The sequence below is a fragment of the Spirosoma lituiforme genome (genome assembly GCF_054776635.1).
The window spans coordinates 33,834-52,663 of record NZ_BAAHBO010000010.1 but is presented as its reverse complement, the minus strand read 5'-3'; the positions used below and the strand labels follow the sequence as shown (position 1 = coordinate 52,663).

Annotated in this window: 14 protein-coding genes and 1 pseudogene; 4 read left to right on the top strand and 11 right to left on the bottom strand. The window is 52.2% G+C overall.

Going from position 1 to position 18,830, the window contains the following annotated elements:
• The first annotated feature begins 138 nt into the window (after positions 1-138).
• From ACYU87_RS24580 to ACYU87_RS24565, 4 genes are all read left to right on the top strand, one after another.
• Positions 139-2,574 (top strand): outer membrane beta-barrel protein, encoded by a 2,436-nt coding sequence (locus ACYU87_RS24580; protein WP_461136663.1) that lies wholly within the window; start codon positions 139-141, stop codon positions 2,572-2,574.
• Positions 2,571-3,617 (top strand): sensor histidine kinase, encoded by a 1,047-nt coding sequence (locus tag ACYU87_RS24575; protein WP_461136662.1) that lies wholly within the window; start codon positions 2,571-2,573, stop codon positions 3,615-3,617. The genes ACYU87_RS24580 and ACYU87_RS24575 overlap by 4 nt, the downstream gene beginning before the upstream one ends.
• Positions 3,618-3,628: 11 nt before the next feature.
• Positions 3,629-4,402, top strand: a complete 774-nt coding sequence (locus tag ACYU87_RS24570; protein ID WP_461136661.1) for a LytR/AlgR family response regulator transcription factor — start codon at positions 3,629-3,631, stop codon at positions 4,400-4,402.
• Positions 4,403-4,691: 289 nt separating this feature from the next.
• On the top strand, positions 4,692-5,357 hold the full coding sequence (locus ACYU87_RS24565) for a hypothetical protein (RefSeq protein ID WP_461136660.1): 666 nt from the start codon (positions 4,692-4,694) through the stop codon (positions 5,355-5,357).
• A gap of 591 nt (positions 5,358-5,948) precedes the next feature.
• Here the strand turns inward: ACYU87_RS24565 and ACYU87_RS24560 are convergent.
• The 11 genes and pseudogenes from ACYU87_RS24560 to ACYU87_RS24510 all read right to left on the bottom strand — a co-directional run bounded on the left by ACYU87_RS24560 (position 5,949) and on the right by ACYU87_RS24510 (position 18,816).
• Positions 5,949-6,716 (bottom strand): SDR family NAD(P)-dependent oxidoreductase, encoded by a 768-nt coding sequence (locus ACYU87_RS24560; RefSeq protein WP_461136659.1) that lies wholly within the window; start codon positions 6,714-6,716, stop codon positions 5,949-5,951.
• A 99-nt stretch (positions 6,717-6,815) separates the two neighbouring features.
• A complete protein-coding gene (locus ACYU87_RS24555; RefSeq protein ID WP_461136658.1) occupies positions 6,816-8,123 on the bottom strand; it encodes an MFS transporter in 1,308 nt (435 codons plus the stop codon).
• A gap of 123 nt (positions 8,124-8,246) precedes the next feature.
• Positions 8,247-9,371: a DUF4861 family protein gene (locus tag ACYU87_RS24550; RefSeq protein WP_461136657.1), complete on the bottom strand. Its 1,125-nt coding sequence runs from the start codon at positions 9,369-9,371 to the stop codon at positions 8,247-8,249.
• 29 nt (positions 9,372-9,400) lie between these two features.
• Positions 9,401-9,532, bottom strand: a pseudogene (locus tag ACYU87_RS24545) (ROK family protein); the annotation flags it as partial.
• Positions 9,533-9,710: 178 nt separating this feature from the next.
• Positions 9,711-9,944 (bottom strand): hypothetical protein, encoded by a 234-nt coding sequence (locus ACYU87_RS24540; protein WP_461136656.1) that lies wholly within the window; start codon positions 9,942-9,944, stop codon positions 9,711-9,713.
• 271 nt (positions 9,945-10,215) lie between these two features.
• Positions 10,216-11,433 carry a glycoside hydrolase family 88 protein gene (locus ACYU87_RS24535; RefSeq protein WP_461136655.1) on the bottom strand — a complete coding sequence of 406 codons (1,218 nt, stop codon included), beginning with the start codon at positions 11,431-11,433 and terminating at the stop codon, positions 10,216-10,218.
• A gap of 401 nt (positions 11,434-11,834) precedes the next feature.
• The gene (locus ACYU87_RS24530) at positions 11,835-12,530 is read right to left on the bottom strand and encodes a cupin domain-containing protein (protein ID WP_461136654.1); all 696 of its coding nucleotides are present in this window, start codon (positions 12,528-12,530) and stop codon (positions 11,835-11,837) included.
• Positions 12,531-12,559: 29 nt separating this feature from the next.
• Positions 12,560-13,906, bottom strand: coding sequence for a hypothetical protein (locus ACYU87_RS24525; RefSeq protein ID WP_461136653.1), 1,347 nt, complete (start codon positions 13,904-13,906; stop codon positions 12,560-12,562).
• A gap of 297 nt (positions 13,907-14,203) precedes the next feature.
• Complete coding sequence (locus ACYU87_RS24520) at positions 14,204-15,295, bottom strand: formylglycine-generating enzyme family protein (protein ID WP_461136652.1); 1,092 nt, start codon at positions 15,293-15,295, stop codon at positions 14,204-14,206.
• 231 nt (positions 15,296-15,526) lie between these two features.
• Positions 15,527-16,798: an alpha/beta fold hydrolase gene (locus ACYU87_RS24515; RefSeq protein ID WP_461136651.1), complete on the bottom strand. Its 1,272-nt coding sequence runs from the start codon at positions 16,796-16,798 to the stop codon at positions 15,527-15,529.
• Positions 16,799-16,881: 83 nt separating this feature from the next.
• A complete protein-coding gene (locus tag ACYU87_RS24510) occupies positions 16,882-18,816 on the bottom strand; it encodes a glycoside hydrolase family 97 protein (RefSeq protein ID WP_461136650.1) in 1,935 nt (644 codons plus the stop codon).
• Positions 18,817-18,830: the final 14 nt, after the last annotated feature.

The window sequence follows — 18,830 nt, the reverse complement described above, 5'->3', positions numbered from 1 at the left end:
ACACTTGACCTGCTTACTTTTGAGTAAAGACCAATTACCCCTAACTCATTAGGTATTTCCCCCGGTTGGGTAAAATCAGGGTAAGTCATAACGAGACGATGGATAGGTTTGACTCATTCAACAAAATGACTCAAACCTATGCGGCTCTTGTACTTGGCCATCGTTTCACTGCTATCGTTTGTCCCATTGCGAGCGCAACCAGCTTCCGATACCACGCTATCCGTCACTGGCTCGAGCCGAGTGCGGGTGGTGCTGACCGATACGAAACAGAAACCCTTGTTTGGGGCCACGGTGCGGTTTCGGGCCTGGTCAGACTCGACCCGCCAGCTCGCTACCATCACCGACACAGCGGGTATCGCCCAGTTGATGCTACGGTCGGATACCCCCTACGAACTGAGTATTACGGCGCTGGGTAAAAAGCCAATTACACAGGGAATCCGGCTGATGAAAGCCCAGTCTACCTTCCGGTTCACCCTCGACGTCGATGCCAAAACCCTGGCGTCCGTAACCGTTACGGCGCGCAAAGCCATCATGCACCAGGAAGACGACAAGACCATCGTTAATCCCGAACTACTCGCCAACAGCAGCACTAATGCCTTTGAATTGCTCACAAAAACACCCGGCCTGTTTCTGGATCAGGATGGTAACGTGTACCTGACCAGCGCAGTACCCGCCACGATTTACATCAATGGCCGGGAGCAGCGGATGAGTGCCGAAGACGTGGCTACACTGCTGCGAAGCCTGCCACCGAATAGTGTTGAGCGAATCGAAATCATGCGCACACCGTCGGCCCGTTATGATGCATCGAGTGCCGGGGGCGCGGTGAATATTGTTCTTAAGAAAGGTATCAAACTGGGTCGGACGGGCAGCGTGACGGCCACGATGAATCAGGGCCGATTGGGCAACCAGAGCGTCGGGTTTAGTCTGAACGATGGTACGGGCAACCGATCCAGCTACCTCAACCTGAACTACAGTCGGCGCGATAACTATGACCAGCTTACCGGGTCACGCCAGTTGCCCGGCAACCAGCTTATCCGTCAGGAAGGGTACACCCGCACACCGGGTGACGCATTCTTTGCCGGCTATGGCCTGAGCTATCAGCTGAACCAGCGCTGGGAAGTAAACCTCGACGGGCGGGTGAATTATGGGTCTACCAACACGTCCGCCGATAACAGTACCCAGATTCAGTCAACTGAAAGTAACCAGCTGCTGGTCGACAACCTCAATACAGTTCAGTCTATCGGGCGGAACGGGTCCCTGACGCAGGGGCTGTCCAGCCGCTACAAACTCGATTCGCTGGGGTCGGAACTCACCGCCGATCTGTCGTACAGCTACCTGGGGGCGCGCACGAATCAGGATTACCAGACGGCGTTCATCCGCCCGGCTGGCACCGCACTTCTGGGCGAAGGCACCCTGCTGACCGGACGGCAACTGGCCACCGCCAAGCTCGACTGGGTCCAGAAGCTCCCGCATAAACTCACGCTCGAAGCGGGCCTGAAAACCAGCAACCAATGGTTCACCAGCCAAACCGATTACGTAACGATCCGACAGACAATTCGCCAGCCTGATCTGTCCCGGACAAACACCTTCGACTACACCGACGGTATCTACAGCGGCTACGTGCAGGCTGCCAAAACGTTCGGCAAGTTCACCCTAAAATCAGGGCTACGGCTCGAACACACGACCATGAACGGTCATCAGCGCGTACCAACCGACACCACCTTCCGGGTACGGCGCACCGATCTGTTCCCCTACCTGTACCTGAGTCGGCCTGTGGTATCCATCGCTAACTTCCCCGTTCAGGCATCGTTCATCTATCGGCGGTCCATCACCCGGCCAAACTACGATCAGCTAGATCCCGCGATCCGGTACGTCGATCAGTATCTGTACGATACGGGTAACCCGGCCTTACAACCTCAGTTTACCCAAAACGTAGAGGTCAACCTGAGTGTCGCGAACCTGCCGATTCTGGCCATCGGGCAAAACCATACGCAGCAGCTTTTTTCCAGTGTGCTGTACCAGAACCCCGCCAACGCCAGCGTCGCCTACCGAACAACAGACAACCTCGGTCGAAACAAGGAAACCTATTTTCGTATGTTACTCGGTATTCCGCCCGGCGGTCGCTACTTCTTTGCCGTGATTGGTCAGTACAACCATAATCAGTACGTCGGGCAGTATGAAGGGCAACCCCTTACGTTCAGCCGGGGGTCGTGGACGCTGCTGACTTACCATCAGCTTGACCTAGACAGCCGCTCCACGCTCCAGGTCAATGGCTTCTGGTCGATTCGTGGGCAGCGGCAGTTTTATGAACTCGGCAATTTTGGCACGGTCGACATGAGCGTCAACCGGAAGTTTCTCAACAGCCGACTGATCGTTACCCTCTCGCTCTCGGATATGCTTTACACCAACCGGAATACGTTTGTGCTAAATCAGGGCAGCGTTACGGCCGACGGGTCGCGCCGGGGCGATACACGGCGCGTCGGGTTCAGCGTACGATACAACCTTGGCGTGAAGAAACAGCGGGATGAAAGCCCAAACCCGTTTACTTTTGACGGTCTCAATCAAGCCAAATGATGATAAACAGTCAGCAACCGTTTCGCAAACCCACCCGCTCCGACTGGGTTCTGATCGGCGTTCTCTGGGTCATGGCCTTCCCGTTTATGGTGGCGGGCAACTGGGAGCGTCCGTGGTGGTTTATTCTATCCGGCTGGGTGTTGAACGTGGTCACGCATACCGGTCCTGTGCTGGTCATCGTCTACGTCCTGTTTCCGGCTTTCCTGTTCACTCGGCGGTACGGGCTGTTGTTTCTGTCAATGCTGGCGGTACTTGCCTTCTTCGGCCTGGTCGATCAGCTACTGATCTGGCAGCGGTATCATGCCAGCCAGCCTTTCCGCTGGTTCAACGTGCTGTACAGTTTCATCGATGTAGCCACGCAGGCGGGGGTGCTGGCTGCGGTACTCACGGGCAAGCATTTCTTTGAAACCCAGCAACGGCTAATTCGGGTGGAGAAAGAACGTACCGAAGCCGAGTTGCGCCACCTCAAAGCGCAGATCGACCCGCACTTTCTGTTCAACAATCTGAACGTACTGGGTGCCCTCATCGAGCGCAGCCCCGAACAGGCAAGTGCGTACCTGCACCGATTTTCAGCCTTGTACCGCTACCTGATTCGCAACAAGGAGGAAGATGTAGTACCGCTGGCTGACGAACTCGCTTTCCTGAACGACTATAGCTATCTGATTCGCCAACGCTTTGGTCGGGCGTACGAAATCGTGACAACGGTACAAGTTCCGGATACGTTGGCGGTGCTGGTGCTGCCGGGCAGTTTACAGACGCTGGTCGAGAACGCCGTCAAGCACAACCAGGGCAGCGAAGCCGATCCATTGCTCATCGAGTTGACGATCACCGACAAAACCGCCGTAGTGCGAAACGATCGACGCCCGAAACTGACGCCCGTCGACTCGACGGGTACCGGACTAAAGAATGTACAGGCTCGGTACGCGCTACTCTCCGACAAGACCGTACGGGTGCAGTCGACTACAACTGAATTCGTCGTCAGCCTGCCCATTCTACGCCCCGTTACCATCGACTCGCCGAACCCGTTCCTCATTCATCCCTAGTTCTCTCACACGTGACCATTGTTTTACTCGAAGACGAAGCCATCGCATCCCGTCGACTCGCCGAGTTACTGACGCGTCTGCTGCCCGATGCCCACATCCTGACCAGCCTACCCAGCGTTCAGGAAGCCACGAACTGGCTTGCGACGAACCCCGCCCCTGACCTGCTTTTCTCGGATATCGAATTGCTGGACGGGAATGTATTCGCGCTTTTCGACCGGGTCCAGATAAGCTGCCCCGTCATCTTCACGACGGCCTACGACCAGTTTTTGCTGCGCGCCTTTCAGGGCAACGGGATTGCTTATCTGCTGAAGCCGTTCACCGAACAGCAGGTACGGCAGGCGCTGAACAAATACACGCTGCTGAGGCCATCACCAACCCCGGCCGCGCCGACGCTCACCGACACCGTTCTGAATCAACTGCGCGACGCACTCCGGCCTGCCCAGGTCAGCTACCGACAGCGCTTCGCCGTCAAATTCCGCCAGGGAATTCACCTGCTCGACACGAACGACATTACGTACCTTCAGGCGGATGAGGGGGTGATTTTTGCGTTCGACGTCAAGGGACAGAAATACCCTCTGAACGGTAGCCTGAACGACCTGGAGGAACAACTCGACCCCGCCCGTTTTTTCCGGATCAACCGGTCGGAATTAGTCCATATTCGGTACATCGAGCGACTGGAATCGTACTTCAACGACCGGCTGGCGGTATGGGTTACCGGCAGAACCGAGCCGCTCATCGTCAGCACGGCCCGCACCCCCGACCTGCGCCGATGGATCGAAGGATAACTTGGCCCCTCTTCCTGCTGTAGATGGAGATAATTATAGTCTATGAATAGGGGGCGCTTATTCTCACAAACCGCTCCCACATTAGACGAATAGCATTTATGTATCTGCTCTATAAATAGGCGTTTCATCTGACTCCTTTTTCGCATCTTACCAAAGAAAGTATCAAAAGGGGAGGAATCGTAAAGCTTGAAGTTGAGCCGTTTGGCTGACTTGGCCATTCGCTACTAATCGTTAGATATAATTTTCGTTTAGCTTTGAACCCAGTGAACACATATACCTGCCTACTTCGATGCGATCATTTTTAGTAGCTATCCTACTGGCTGGCTGGTTCACCCGGGTGAAAGCGCAAAATAAAACCGTTGTCTTTGCCCCCCTAATTGGACTCGATCAGTTGGGCCCAAAACGAACGCCCATTGTCAGCACCGGTATTGCCCAAAACGTAGCCGTGGTGTATAAAACAGGGATACTGTATGGGGTAGAAGGCTCATATGCCATCAAGCGAATGTTGCTGAGTGGACAAGTAACCACTACAAATCGGACCTACGAGGCTACTGGAGATTATAATGGTATGGCAAACTTACCCATACGAGTCAGCGTGCAGGCACGTTACTTTTCCTTACCCCTAACCGTCTCCTACTTATTTAGAGCAAAAGGGCCACTACAGTATTACGCTGGTGTTGGAATACTTCCAGAACTAATCAGTGGTCCATTTGAATCAACCTCGTATGATATATTAGGCAGTGGAAGGAGTATCCGTTTAGCCCCCCAATCGCCCAGTAAACCCTTCTCGGTAGGTGCTTTGATCCACGTACGAGCCAGGTATGGGTTGAGTGAGCGAATGGTAGTGCAGCTACAAGGTGAGTTTCGCTATTTCAACAGAATAGAAAACCCATTCATTACAACGGATAATACTTCCTCCAGCGTATCTGCTTCGGTAGGGTACAGACTTTACTGATCGTATATCTAGTTAACCCTGTAGTGAATGTTCAAGAATCATGATTTTTACTTTGGGAAGTAGGTAAGGGAAAAACAGCTAGCCTTATGATGATAAAGTGGTTTTTGTCTCAATCTCAATAAATGCTCCCAACTGAGACGAAAAGAGATTTGAGTATCAATTATTCGGGCGTTAAATTGGTTTAATAACTGTCAACTACAATCCGTAGCATATGTAAAGGTTTTCAGACCCTATCAGTTGCATACGCAACCCCAATTGCTAATATCAGTTACTTTGTAGTAAGACCAAAACTTCTTCCAGAAGATGATCCGTTGGGTCCTTCAGCAAATTAGACTTGAACAGACTTCTACATAACCGCACTGAGCATTCCTTACCTAGTAGCCGAACTTCACTGATAGTCCACCCAATATTAATTAGGTGATTGAGTGATTTAACACAACCTCCAAAATCAGGAGCACCCAAGGTACATTTGCGGTAATGAGCCTCTAGATCTACTCCTTCAAACTCTACTAGTATCATATTCACTAATTTATATCGTGTTTATAATACACAATAATTTTATTTTGTTGGTTATGTCCTATACTCGTCGAATTAACGCGCCATCCAGCCGCCATCGACGGTCAGAATCGTACCATTGACGTAAGCGCCCGCTTTTGAGGTTAGAAAAACGATAGGGCCTTTGAAATCGCTGGGTTCACCCCAGCGATTGGCGGGAATGCGGTCAAGAATAGCCTTCGAACGGTCTGGATCAGCCCGCAACGCTTCTGTGTTATTGGTCGCAATATAGCCGGGCGCAATGCCGTTTACGTTGACGCCTTTTGAGGCCCATTCGTTGGCAAATGCCTTGACCAGACCAGCTACCGCGCTTTTACTGGCAGTATAGCCGGGTACGTTGATGCCGCCCTGGAAACTCAGTAATGAACAGGTAAACACAATTTTTCCGCTTCCCCGGGCAATCATGTCTTTCCCAAATTCACGGGTTAGCAAGAACTGCGCATCGAGATTTACGGAGATTACTTTATCCCACCAGTCATCGGGGTGTTCAGCAACGGGTTTGCGCAGAATCATACCGGCATTATTGATCAGAATATCGATGGTGTGCACGGCTTTGACTTCGGTTACGAACTGATAGAGTTTATCGCGGTCCGACAAATCAACAACGTATCCTCTAAATTGACGGCCCAGACCCGCGATGGCCTGCTGGGTAGCTCCGCCCAAAATCGCATCAGAATTGGACGCGCCGACAATATCGGCTCCGGCTTCGGCCAGTGCAATGGCCATAGCTTGCCCTAATCCGGTATCGCTGCCGGTTACCAAGGCCGTTTTGCCGGCCAGACAAAATTGATCTAAAACACGCATTGGTAAATGATTGAAAGTATCTTGGTGAATGGTATTGCTTGTTGCTTGTTGCTCGTTGTTCAGTGCTACCCAATTAATTTTACATCGCAAGGCGTATGATCACCTTTTTGCCGCTACGGTTTCCAGTTGAACCGGCTTCATAGTGGGCGTGAGTACGTGCATGACGAGCCAGGCCAGCAGGTAAGCGGAGCCACACATGAGAAAGATGATGCTGTAGCCGCTCTGCACGTCGCCATCCTGTTTGTAGCGTTGCAGGATACGCCCGACGATTTCGGGAAAAATGATGCCGCCTACTGACCCAGCCATGCTACCGATGCCGACCACGGTACTGACCGCCCGTTTAGGAAACATATCCGAGGCTGTCGTAAAAATGTTGGCACTCCAGGCCTGGTGGGCCGCCCCGGCCAGACCGATCAAGGCCACCGCCCCCCAGATACCCGGTTCATATCGAACGGCGATGACGGGTACCACCAGCAGGGCAAAGATAAACATGGCTGTCTTACGGGCTTTCCAGACACTCCAACCCCGCCGAATCAGCGCCGACGACAGATAGCCTCCACCAATACTCCCGATGCTGACCAGCGTGTAGAGGACGGCCAGATACAGGTTAGGCTTCTTGGGGTCAAGGTGAAAGGTGGTGGCAAAATAGTCCTGTAGCCAGAACAGAAAAAACCACCAGATGGGGTCGGTCAGCATTTTACCAAACACAAAGGCCCAGGTCTGCCGTTTGCTCAGCAGTTGCCCACACCCGACCGATGTCTCCTGAGCGGCAGTGGTTTCCGGCTCGTTATCGCTAAGGATATAGTCGTATTCGGCCTTTGACAAACGAGGTTGCTGTGCAGGCGATTGATAGCTAAAATGCCAGAAAATCAACCAGATGAACCCAACGGCTCCGGTAGCGATGAAGGCCATTTGCCACCCGTAAACACCCAGCAACCAGGGAACGACGATAGGGGCAATCACCGCACCAATATTAGCTCCGGAGTTGAAGATACCCGTGGCCAATGCCCGTTCTTTCTTGGGAAACCACTCGGCTACCGTTTTTATAGCCGCCGGAAAATTACCGGCTTCACCTAGTCCTAAACCCACACGGGCCACGATAAAACCAACTGTACTGGTCGCCATAGCGTGGGCCATAGCCGCCAGACTCCAGAAGATAATGGCTAGTGAGTAGCCCCGTTTAGTGCCGATGTAATCGATGAAACGACCGAATAACAGCAGACCCAGGGCATAAGCCGCCGAAAAAAGCTGCACGATCCGGCTGTAATCGATCTCCGACCAGTTGAATTCTTTTTCAAGCGTCGGTTTCAGCAGGCCCACTACTTGCCGGTCGAGGTAATTAATGGTTGTGGCGAAAAACAGCAGAGCCACAACGGTCCAGCGAAAATTCCCTACAGATTTACTCATACGGTCGTGGGCAGATAAGGGGTTAGTTGAGCCAACAGATCGGTAATACGCAGGCGCAACTGGTCAGGATGTGATAAATTGCCAGCCAATTCATCAAAAAAGACAGCGTAGGACATCGTTGATCTACTTACCGACAGTAATGCGGGGTGTATGTTTACGTTGCTGAGCGAACTGATGCAAGTACGCAAACCAGTCCTGGCTTGAGGTGATCCGGCCCGCTTTGTCCCAGGCACCACCCATGTAGTAGATCAGATCACCGACCGGGGGCGCATTGAGTCGGACCAGTAGGTGGTCATATTTCATCAGCATGCGAACGGGCGTAACCGGAAATACGCAACCGATCCCCAGTGTACCATCGCTGCCGTGTTTAGGCTCCCAGTAACCCAGGACGCCCGCTTTTTCGTCCAGCAAGATCGGGCTGGGCTCTTTTCGCTGGCTGACGCCAACCACCATCGGCAGAGTTTTCCCCGACGTTTGCTCGATGTGGACCTGTACCTTGTTGAGTTGTGATCCTGCATCCAGCGATACCGTTCGTACTTCCTGTACCGTTATCCCATTGAACGTATAGGGGTCGAACCGAACCCGGAACGTGGTGCGTAGGGGACCATTGTCCAGTAGCTCCCAACTCCGGTAGTTATGAATAAAATGGAGGGAGTCGTTCAGAAAAACGGCGATATCACCCGCACCAAGGGTAAGCCCCACGTGGTAGTAATCCAGCCCTTCGCCGTGATCGTTGTGGTAATCATTTTCTTTGTACCACTTGTTCAGAATCAATTGATTGGTTCGTTTGGTCCAGATATCAGTGCCGTATGCATTGTCCGACCGACCGTTCAGGGCTGCGCCGTAAATCCGAAATGCTACCCGGTCGTTCTCCCAAGCGAAATCATCGAAGCGTTCGGGAACGTAACGGCCATACGTTTTAGGGGCGGCCGATGCTGGTGTACCTTCCCGTAGCGTCAGCCCAATCGACTGTTTGGGGCCAATGGACACCTGAACTAGCAAGTTCAGCACCTCTTTCATACCCCGGCGTTCCAATTGATACGCCACTGGCTGCTTACTTCCCGTCAGCAGTACCTGTAACCTGGTGGTGTCAATTCCAGAAGAAGCCTTTATCACTGTGGCCCAAGGAATCTCAATAACCTGCTCGGTCAGAGGCACGTTAGCCAGATTATCGATCCGAATCGGCGACTGAGCCCCGACGTAATGACTAAACAGAAAAAGCGAAACGAAAACAGTAAATAGGTTCATGATTTTGTTATCGGGTCGATTTACAATAGGTCGTACCCGCAGTGCGATTCAGTATCGATTCGCCGACGGATTCGTACGGCATTGGGTAAGGGAGCGGACGGAATAACTCCCTCGATTTTGGTACCGCCTACATCGACACTCCAGTAAGTTCGCCTGGCCACCGGGTGCAGGCCCTCAGACAAATCGTTCAAGTTATTGTGTATCACCAATACAGCGAATTAATGAGAAATAAGCGGGTCTACCGCAATCGAGCTTATCGTAGTTCGGTAATCGGACAAAAATTCATATCGTGGGTGGGCATGGTATTCCAGACGCTGCCCGGTTTCAGTTCAATCATTCCTATTTGAAACTGACAGGTCGGCAACATACTATTGACTTCCGAGCATTATGATAGCGGTCTAAGAAGGAAAGCACCCAGCTGAACAGATCGGCCACGAACAGATTAACAATGAGAAAAAGCTGCCGGATCTGTTTGGTGTTCATCGTCTTCACCTCGGTCGGCGACGTAGCATATCGACTCTCAAACGCGATAAGCTGTCCTGCTTTGCCAACGGCATCGTGTTCTGTTTGCATACAATGAAGGATAATAAGGTCTGCGTCTGCCCACCAATTTTAGCCTGGAGGTAGCCATCTTTTACTCGATCTTTTTAGTAAATAGACAACTCTTCGGCCTTCATACCCCTTTCTCAGCCCAATTTTGGGCGGGGCCGTTCATATCGATATGCCCTAGAAAAAACGTGCCGATTTGCAGTTCGGTCGATCTACCTCATTTATGGCGCTTAGATAGAACCAAAATCGGCCTATAGAACAGCCATTCAAATAAAGTATCGGGCTCTAGCCAAGTTTACAAGTTTGCCAGAACCGGTTTGCCTGCCTGTAGTTTTTTCAGGCGCATCAACGCTTCGATGTAGTAATAATCAGCGTAGTTGATGGACGCATCGACCTCGCTGTTGTTGGGTTTATGTCCCGTGCTGTGCAGCAAAAAGGCGTCGTTGACCTGACGGCTCTGGTAGTTTGCCGACGATAGCGTTTCCAGCATCTGCTCGGCTTTGGCGCGGTAAGTGGCCGCTTTGGCTTTGTCGTTAACCAGCGTCGAGAGTTCCAGCAGGGCCGACGCGGTAACGGCAGCGGCCGACGCATCTTTGGGCGCGTTCGGAATGTCTGGGGCACTGAAATCCCAGTAGGGAATCAAATCTTTGGGCAGGCGCTTCAGGTACACGTCCGACACGTTTTGGGCAAAGGCCAGAAACTGGGGGTCTTTCGTTTCCCGGTAGGTCATCGTGTAGCCATAAATCGCCCAGCTCTGCCCCCGCGCCCACATCGAATTATCGGCGTAGCCCTGGTGCGTAACCCCCTTGATCTTCTTTCCCGTTTCGAGGTCATACACGACTACGTGGTACGAGGTGTAGTCGGGCCGAAAATGGTTTTTCATGGTCGTTGTCGCGTGCGATACGGCCATGTCGTACAGCCGCTTGCCGCCCCCGTTTTTCGAGGCCCAGAACAACAGTTCCAGGTTGATCATGTTGTCCATGATGGTATTGTGCTGAGGCCATTCCATATTCGGTACCGAGCGCGGCCACGACAGAATGGTTCCGACTTTCGGATTGAACAGCGTAGCCAGCGTATCGGCGGCAGCCAGCAGAATCTTTTTATAATCGGGATTACCCGTCAGCCGCAGCCCGTTACCGAAACTGCAATACATCTGAAAGCCCAGATCGTGGTCGATGGCCTTCTGGTAGGCGAGTGGTGTCAGCTCCCGCGTAAAAGAATCGGCTTTGGCCTTCCAGGCGGGGTCTTTGGTGTATTCGTAGACGTACCAGAGCGTACCGGGCCAGAAGCCGCTGGTCCAGTCTTTATAGCTGATGTAGTTCCAGTTCTTCTTGCCGTTTAGGATGTTACGGGGCAAATTCGGCGGTGTAGCGGGGAGCGACGCAGCGGTCTTGGTTGCCTGCTGCACGCAATACGTCAGGGCCGGATCGACCGGTAGACGATCCTGAGTGAGCGTGAAACTGCAAAGGACGACAAGCAGAACGAAGACAAAACTGAATCCAGAGGACGACATGATAAGAATACGATTCGGTTAGCTATAAATAGACTCCCGGGGCTAAATCTTACTCTTTTTTAGCAATGCATTTTTACCACTACCCAAAAGAAGCCTTGGTTCCTGAAGCCCCCATTTAACCGGATGGATTGCGATGAGAAATTCAACAGGAGTTAGACCCTCGAATCGGCGGCTTGACTGCGAACAGCACGCCTATGTGGCCCTGTACGTTACGAATTCAAGTAATCGTTATAGTGAAATGAGTGGGCAAGCGTCGCTCATAAAGAGCCCTTTATGAGCATTAAGATAATGGTAACTTAAGAGCGCTTATTCCTTTTTCTTTGTTGTATTTTCCTAAACTCATTTCTGGACATATCCTCGGGTTATGGAAATATGTCCAGAAACCTAACGGTAAAACTACGCTATCTTGTTTCTATCAATAAAAGAACGGCATCGTGGCTAAGTGCTTCAAATTCAAGCACCGACCGAACCTTTTTCAGCTTTAATGCATCGCCGGGCTGTAAGAGCCTGCCCTGAAATTCAAATGCACCTGCTATAGCAATGCCCAAGACATCGGCATCCTTGCGGTTACACCGATATACCCCTTCCGACCGAAGATTGAATTTGCCTATAAACCCTGTTGTACGGCCAGAATAAGAGTGAAATACTTGTACAAGTTTATCCTTATCGTCGATGTTAAAACTACAGGTCGAATTAGCCGGTCGCTTTTTGGGGTAATTGACCTTTTTTAGCCATATCTGAAGGAAACTTATTAAATCATCGGGATAAGGGTTCGTTATTACAATCGCGTCATCGGGAAAAGCAGGCATGTGTAATACCTGTCCCGATGACGCAAATAGCGGTTCTTTATTGTCCGCAGTATGCACTTCAATACCGCCCACTATGGGTAGCAGGATAATTTCTCTGGGGCTATCGATATGGAGTCTGGTACTGTTTTCAGGCGCAAGTATATCCTGGTTAAGTGCCATGAATTCACCAAAAACTTCCCTTCCCGCTTCTTTATAGCCGGCAAAATTGAAGTAATGGTAACTTCGTAAACCATCCAATTCCGTTACACCCCGGCGTTCGGCCAGATATATCCTTGCCTCGTCATTCATATGCCCGTATTTCCTGGTTAGCGCACCCTCTAATAAGCAATCGTATGAGTTAAGGTATAGCCGGCCGAAACGCTGCCGGTAACCGTCGCCAGTGAAATATCTAGCAGTTTGCCTGAACCGTAAGTGGCACTGAAAATATTATCGCTGCTGTTAGCGATGGATTTCTGCCCGTGTGAGGCATAAGCTCCCTGGGCATAGACGGTGCTGGTAATGGTCTCCGGGAAGGCAATCTGGGCTACTACCAAACTGGTTCCGCTGGCACTATAAACGTGCAAGTGGATATGCGTTGTACGCCCTTCGTACCAGCCAGGATAAATTCCGGTAAACGTAACCGTACCGTTGGCGTCAGTAGTTTGCCGACCACGCAAAAAGTTAACCGATTGATAGTTGGTCGATTGGGTACTGCCCGTGCCACCGTACTGTGAGTAGTTGCCTGCGGCATCGCAATACCATATATCTACAATTGTGCCGGCTCCTACGGCAGCGCAACTACTAGCGTAATTTTTAATGGTAATGGTAGTGATGAGCGTCGTTCCCGTACGATCTGAAGTGATGTTGGACATCACATAACTTCCCGGATTTTTAGTCGGATACGGCCCTTCTGTGACAGTAGGGTATTGCGAACAGGAACTGGTTGTTGCACTGGCCACCGTAAGCGCTAATGAGCAGGTTTGGCCGCCAAATGTAATGGCGAAACTGGCTGTACCCGAAGAAGTAGGCGTACCCGAAATGGCATAGGTAAGATTGCCGGCTCCGCTGGCAAGCGTTCCTGCCTGTAGCGTAGCCGTAAGCCCGGTAACTCCAGTAGACGATATAGCCGTACCCGCATTATAAGCAACTCCGTTACCACCTGTATAGGGAACGGTTGCTGTGCCGGAATAAGCCGTATTTATTGTTGATGTAGCCGAAAATACAGCTGATCCACACGTTAATGCGCTGACAGAAGCGGTTGTTGCCACTGCTGCGTTTACCGTAACAGTAAATGAACAGCTCTGTCCGCCAAATGTAATGGCGAAACTAGCTGTACCCGACGAGGTGGGCGTACCCGAGATGGCATAGGTAAGATTGCCGGCCCCGCTGGCAAGCGTTCCTGCCTGTAGCGTAGCCGTAAGCCCGGTAACTCCGGTAGACGATATGGCCGTACCCGCCGTGTAGGCAACTCCGTTACCGCCCGTGTATGGAACGGTAACCGAACCTGAGTAAGCGGTATTGATCGTAGCCGCTCCTGATGCCGTCGCCGACGAACAGGTGAGTGCACTGACAGAAGCACTTGCACTGGGGCTGTCAGTGTCTTTCTTACAGCTATTTAATAGAGGAGCTAAAGCAATACTGCCTAATGCTACAACTCCGTTTTTGATAAAGTCTTTACGCTCCATAGTAGATTTGATAAATTATGTCACAATACACACATTTCAATTATGATTTGATTGGTGGTCAGTTCACTCGGTAATTGACCACACTTACGCTGACGAGCTGGTCACCGCTGAACTCGTCGCGGTAGTCGATGTCGCCGTTCAGCTAGTGGCGGTGGTACTCGTACCGCTCGTACCGCTGTTGCTCGAGGTTGCTGCTAAGCTGGGTACAACCACACCCGTCTGTTGACAGCCTGTTACAAGTCTAACTAGACCTGATAATACCAGTAGAATTAGACTCGTCTTCATAGATCAGCCAGATTAGTTTTTAGTGGCCGCTACCCGGAAGCCCACCGAATTAAAAGCCCCCGCTGCCGCCCGACCTTCGCCCCGGTATGTCGTCTTGCAACTGCTGCCGTTGGCATACCAGGAGCCCCCTCGAATGGCATAAACGGTCTGCCCTTTTTCGCCCCCGTTGTTAGCTGTGATGGTTGAGGAGGTCCATACCCAGGCATTGCCCGCCATGTCGTACAGGCCATAATAACTCCGCCCTTTGGGATACGCCGTCACCGGTGTAGTATACCCACCTGCTGCCACCAACGTGTTGAACAAATCGGTATAGGCAAACCCCTTGATGTTGGTTTCGTCTTTCCAACCCGTAACACCCCCATTGGCATTGATGGACAGGATCGAGTTTAGCGCCACTGATTTATTGTAATCAGTGGAAGACGAGTTGGTATTGGTGGCCAGTGTGGTGCCGTAATTGGCCAGGTAATAAGCCGAACAGACCCCGTTGTAATTGTAGTTGCTGGTCAACACTTTATTAGAGTAGGAGGAGCCTTCGGCGTTACCCCAGGGCCAGGTATATTTATTCGGACCAGCAGCTGCGTTCTCCCACTCGGCTTCTGTGGGTACTCGGAAAGTATAGCCACTGATTTGGGTACCCAGCCAGGTACAGTAAGCTTGGGCATCGGTGAGTGAAACGTATAGTACTGGGTGATCGGCTTTGCCGCTGGGATAGGTGCTGCTGGTCCAGTAGGAGGGTAGTTTATGGTTGGTGGCATCGCAAAAGGCCTTGTACTGCGCGTTGGTGACTAAGTATTTATTCAGATAGTATTGAGCTGTAACAGGCGAAGACTCACCCGTGCCGGAGTTAGTGACGGAGGAGGCAAAACTGAAGGTAGTGTTGGCAGGAATCGACACAAAACTGGTGTCGGGTAAACCGACGCTCGAACTGGTGGTCGATGTACTGGATGATGCGGTTGTGGAGGTAACACCCGTTGACGAAGTACCTGGTGTTACTACAGTATCTTTCTGACAGTTAGTTAGTAGCCCGAATAGTAGCAGGAGACTTGCTGCATTGAGTATCCAGGAAAGATGGACAGCCGCGAAATAGAAGGGCTTCGTTTTCATGATAGACTACTTAGTTTATTCCACTTAAACATACGTTACTGCTTTCGCTGCTATTACAGATAAAGTTGTATTTGAGGTAAACGGGCAGAATTCTGCGGTGAATAGCTAAAAAGACAGGCAACTCGTTAAAAATCAGTGAATATCTGTATTATTTGATCCGTTAATAGCCATTGAAACGGTGAAGTTGAAACAGCAGGTAAAATTACTTAGCCAGCTGAAGCAAAAAACGGATCACTTCTTTTTAAAATGCGTATCCAGAAATTGCAGAAAATAGTGCCAGTCCAGGCTTGTCACGTCGTGGCCACCCGTTCGCATGTGATAGCCGATGGTACCCTGCACGGAGGTGTTGAGGGGCGGTAGCGTCGTCGTAGGTAGCCCGTCTCGCCCAAATAGCTGGTATACGGCACTGGCCGCTTTGGCCGATTCAAACTCGCCAATCGGGTCGGCTCCCTTGTCCTGCTCGGCGCTGGCGATGTAGACGGGTCGGGGGGCCAGCAGCGCAAGGACTTCGTGTTGATCGAACGGCAGTAGGGTGTCCATGTCCATGTATTGCCGGAAATTAGTACTGTACCAGTGCGGAAAAACGGTACAGAGCCGCCGGATGGATTCGCCCTGACCCCGCCTGAACAGCTTGGCGCCCCCCGAGCCCGATTCGTTACTGAGCACAGCCGCAAACCTCTCGTCGGTAGCCCCCGCCCACAGGGCCGCTTTGCCCAGCCGCGACCAGCCGAATACTGCCACCCGTTTCCCGTCGACAGCGCGGTCGATTTGCAGGTAGTCCATAATCCGGCTCAGTCCCCACGCCCAGGCGGCAATCGTTCCGAAATTGTCGGGCCGGTTTTGCCAGTCGGAATAGACTGTGTGGAAACCCGTAGAAAAGCGGGTAGCCGGTACGTCGGAGGCAATGTCTTCCCGGTAGGCTGTTACCAGCGCGTAGCCACGATTCAGGATACTGTCCAGCGGCCATTGACGGGCGTTGATGCCCCGGCAGGCTTCCGTTGCCCGGTTATCGGTTACGCAATCCAGATCAACGTACGGATTATTTTTGCCCGTTTCCAGGTAGCTGGTGGTAATGCGAATACCGGGGTCGGCACTGATGCTGTGATTCCCCCAGAAATTCAGGCCCACGATGGCGGGAACGGGTCCGCGCACACGATTCGGGATGTACAGCAACACGTCGATGCGGGGGCCGTCGGGCTTACCATTGATGTAGATGGCGACCTGTTTACGGGTTGCTTTGCCACCCAACGCCATTGTGTCCGTATCAAAAACGCGGAACGTCATACTGGCAGGCTTTCCCGGCGCACGACCATACACTTGGCTGGTAAACAGCTCGATCAGTTCCGGCCGGCGCTCCCGTTGCCATTCGCGGGCGGTGGTAATATGTGCACCACTATTACTCCGTAACGGATCAGGCAGGCCCGGCGTAGATTGAGCCAGCACGTGGCTCGCCATTCCGAAGAAGCTGAGCCCACTAATCATCACAAAGCGGCCAATTGACATATGGTTTTGAATATTGAATGACGCTATTTGACTAGCTTTTTTTGTCATTCCGAGGAACGACCGAGATAACAAAAATAGAACGCTTACTTCGCTGGGGTTAGCCAGACGGCCTGACCACCACGCGGTAACAGCTTCATCTCCAGCGACTGACCAGCCTTCACAGTTTTGGTCGACACCCGTACCTGCGTTTTGGTCGGCACCGTCGGATCGTCGGTGTAAAGGTGCGCGATGTAGCTTTTGCCTTTGGACAGAAAGTCGAGTGGCAGTGACAACGTACGGCCATCGTTGTTGGTGATCGTGCCGACAAACCAGTCATCTCCGCTCCGGCGGGCGATGGTTACGTACTCCCCGATAGCGTCGTGAATTACTTTCGTATCGTCCCAAACAGTGGGGACCTTGTCGAAAAACTCAATTTCGGGTTCGCCACCGTACTGCGCCGGTTTGTCGTACCAAAACACCGATTGCAACGGACTGTAGGAAATAACGTTCATCGCCAGCTGGTGCGCATGGGTGTTCTTCAGCCGTTTGTCGTAGTAACAGATCGTATAATCGCCCGCCCCGGCCAGGTAACGCGTGAAGGGCAATACGGTGTTGTGGGTGGCATCGGGAAATTCCTCATTGCCCCGGATACCTTCCTGGGTCATCACGTTGGGATACGTTCGGCTGGTGCCTGTTGGGCGGTATTCGTCGTGGATGTTGACCATCAGGTCATTTTCAAGGGCTTTCCGTTTGGCTTCGGTGAGCCAGGTCATCCAGCGGTGTGAGCCAACTTCGACAAACCCGAACTTAACGCCTTTGACACCCCACTTTTTGTACAACGGAAAAATCTCGTCCATCTGCTTATACAACGCCTGTAAATTCACGTACAGAATGACGCCCACATTTTTCGATTTTCCGTAGGCAATCACCTGCGGCATATCGACGGGGGCCACGACCTGCCGGGCGTCCGAATGGAAGGTAAACGCCGGGCCGTACCATTTCCAGTCGAACAGAATGTATTGCAGGTTGTGAGCAGCCGCAAAGTCGATACACGACATTGCCCCCTGCGTGGTCAGTGTCACCTCGCGTATCATCTTGCCCGGCTTGATCCAATCAGTGTTAATCACCGTAGCGGGCGGGTTCAAGTTCAGCATGATGTCATTGTTTTCCAGTAGCTTACCCAACCGGTTCGCCACCATCACCACCCGCCAGGGCGTACCCACATCCGACATCAGATCGACGCTTTCGTACAGCGACGTAACCACTGTGTTCGGCTTGCCGGGGGCGAGTTTAAATTTGGTCATGGCGTAATCGGTCAGTTGCGCTTCGGCCAGCGAGGCATAGATACCATTGGGCAGCGACAGGGTCAGCGGACGCTCCGAATCTTCGGGCCAGCGGTCCGTCGCACGGCCGGACAGGGGCAATGCCTGATAGGCTCCCTGCGCCCAGGCCGTGTACCAGGCTTTAGTATCGGCGGGCAGTGTGAACTCCGAGTTTTCGGCCATCACGCGGTAGTACAGTCCGTTGGGCTGCTCAGGGAAAAAATACCGGAACGCGATACCCGAATCGTAGGCCCGAAAAATGACGTGCAACGAATAGTCCGGCGCATCGGGTTTCTGAAGCTGAACCTCAAGCTGGTTGTAGTGATCCCGGATCAGGCTGCGTTCGCCGTACACCGGTTTCCAGGTTGTGTCTTTCGCCGTTTTGACGACGTTTTTAATCACCAAGTTATCACACCAGTTGGCACCCAGCGTACCGGGGGGCGTGGTCACTTTGTGCGCCATAGCGTGCTCGAATACGTGATTGTCGATCTGCACACCCAGCCCCGACTCCAGGATAACGGGTTTCCCGTCGTAGTTGACGTAGTAGGTCATCTGCTTCCGGCCGGGAGTAATTTCTTTTTGCGCGAAAACGACCTCCAGCTTTCCATCGGGCGACTGCAAACGGGTTTCGGGTGTCTGGGCCGCCACAAATTGACAGGCCAGAACCCAGGCGAGTAAAAAACTGAGTTGGATGAAACGGTGACGTAGTAGGCGCATGAAAGCGAAAGGCT